Raw genomic sequence first — 2,520 nt, forward strand, 5'->3', positions numbered from 1 at the left:
CCCTGTGCTTCCGCGGGCCGTCGGTTCGGCCCGCGGAAGCATCGTAGGCAGCAGAGGTCGTCTCGAAACCTCTACGGGTCACACGCCCGCTGTGACCTTGTCCGGCTCGGCGGCCGGCGGCGCTGCGTCGAGCGGGGCGTTCGCCTGGTCGAGCTTGCTCGGCCACCAGATCTTCCCGCCAAGATCGAGGTTGAGGGCTGTGACCAGCACCGAACGGACGATCATCGTGTCGAGGAGCACGCCGAGCGCAATCGTCGTGCCGAGTTGCAGAGTGAAGGTCAGCGGCATGGTCGCGAGCATCGCGAACGTCGCTGCCAGCACGATGCCGGCCGAGGTGATCACGCCGCCGGTCGACGACAGGGCGATCAGCGAACCCTTCCGGGTGCCGTGGTTGATCGTCTCCTCGCGAACCCGGGTCATCAGGAAGATGTTGTAGTCGATGCCCAGAGCGACCAGGAACACGAACGCCCACAGAGGGAATCCGGGATCGGTGTGTGCTCGTCCGTAGATGAAGTCGAACACGAGCCCCGACAGTCCGAGGGCGGCCGCGAACGACAGGATCACCGTGCCGATGAGCAGAACCGGTGACACCACCGACCTCAGCAGGCCGAACAGGATCAGGAGCACCGCGAGCAGGACGATCGGGATGATGACCTTGTTGTCGCGGTCGGACGCATCCATGATGTCGAGCGACACTGCACTCAGGCCCGTCGTGAGGGCATTGGCCCCGGCAACCCCATGCGCAGCATCCCGAACGTCCTCCACGGACCTGAACGCCGCCTCGGAATACGGGTCGCTCTTCAGGTCGGCGACGATGAGGGACGTGCCCCCCTCGGTGGCCACCACGAAGGGCTTCGCGATGCCGTCCACCGACGTGATCGCTGCGACGACCGCATCGGCCTTGTCTGCATTGGCGACGACCTGGATGGGCGTGCTCGCGTCGACCAGTTCGTGGTCGACGAGAATGCCCTGGCCGATGACAGAATCCTGATCGGTCGTGTACTGCTCGTCGCTGGGGATCCCGCCGGTGTCCAGGCGCAAGAACCCGAGGCAGAGCACCGCCAGTGCCGCGGCCGTACCGATCCAGACGATGCGTGGGCGGTGGGTGATCGCAGTGCCGACCTTGGCCCACAGGCCCGAGGCAGTGGGCTCCTCCGAGCCGAAGTGCGGGACGAAGGGCCAGAAGACCCAGCGGCCGAAGATCACCAGCAGCGCTGGCAGCAGGGTCACCATCACCAGCACGGTCACGACGATGGCGACAGCGTTGGCCGGGCCCATGCCGGCCGTGGAGTTGAGATCGGCGAACGTCAGGCACATCAAGCCGATCGCGACGGTCGCCGCGCTCGCCAGGATGGCTGGTGCCGCCCGGTGCAGGGCGAACGCCATCGCTTCGTGCCGGTTCTCGTGGCGGCGCAACTCCTCGCGGTAACGAGCGATGAGCAGCAGAGCGTAGTCAGTGCCAGCGCCGATCACCAGCACGGTCATGATGAACTGCGTCTGGCCGTTGACGGTCAGGCCGAAGTCCTTGGCGAGGAAGTACAGCAATCCCATCGACGCGCCGAGCGATACCAGCGCGGACAGGATCGGGAGCAGCCACAGCATCGGGCTGCGATAGCTGACCAGCAGGATCAGGATCACGACGCCGAGCGTGACGAGCAGGAGCTTGCCGTCGAAGGAGGTGAAGATCGTCGATGCGTCGGCGTTCTGACCGCCGGCGCCGGCGAGGTAGACCTCACCGCCCTCGCTCAGCGAGGTGATGTCGTCGATCTTCTCCTTGAGTCCGGGCAACTCCTCCCAGAGCTTGTCTCCGTAGTTGACCGTGAACTCGACCTTGGCGACTTGCCCGTCCGTCGAGACGAACTGGCCCGGTGCGCCGGCCGCCGCAGCGGTCGCCGGAGTCAGGACCCGCGAGATGCCGTCGAGCTTGGCGATCTCGGTCGCTTGCTTCTCGATGGCGGCGAGGTCGGCTTCGGTGAGTTTGGACGCGCGGTAGTAGACGACGGTCGTGCCGACGTCGTACTCGTCCTGGAAGGCGTCGAGCTTCTCGAAGGCTCGGGTCGACTCGGCGCTCTCGGGGAGCCAGGACTGGGTCTCGTTGTTCTGGACGTCCACGAGCTTGCCTGCGAAGGAGGCAAGGCTGCCCCCGATCAGGACGACCGCGACGAGGACGATCCACTTCGTGATGGGGCCGGTGAGCTTTCCGGCGATCTGACGGTGCATGGGCAGAACTCTTCCAGTGGGGACCGACAACGGCATCAGGATTTCTCCTTAGGTGACCCCGAGATCACCCCGGATTCATCGCCGGGCGGGAACTTTCTGCCGTCCGGCTGCCCACCAGACACCGAACGGCCCTCGAATGTGACATTCGAGGGCCGTTCGGGTGTCGTGGAACCTGCCGGTCAGGCCACCCACTCCTTGAGCTGCGCGATGGTCGCGGCGGGGTCGTCCGAAGCGGGGGAGACCGACAGGTTCGTCACGCCGGACTCCTTGAACGCGGCGATCCGCTCCTTGACGTACGAC

At 65.8% G+C, this 2,520-nt stretch carries 1 protein-coding gene; it reads right to left on the minus strand.

Annotation, left to right across the window (positions count from 1 at the left end; genetic code table 11):
- Positions 1-78 precede the first annotated feature (78 nt).
- Positions 79-2,220, minus strand: a complete 2,142-nt coding sequence (locus tag V6M39_RS07250; protein WP_332643121.1) for an MMPL family transporter — start codon at positions 2,218-2,220, stop codon at positions 79-81.
- Positions 2,221-2,520 lie beyond the last annotated feature (300 nt).

Source organism: Aeromicrobium sp., from assembly GCF_036675695.1.
GTDB lineage: Bacteria > Actinomycetota > Actinomycetes > Propionibacteriales > Nocardioidaceae > Aeromicrobium.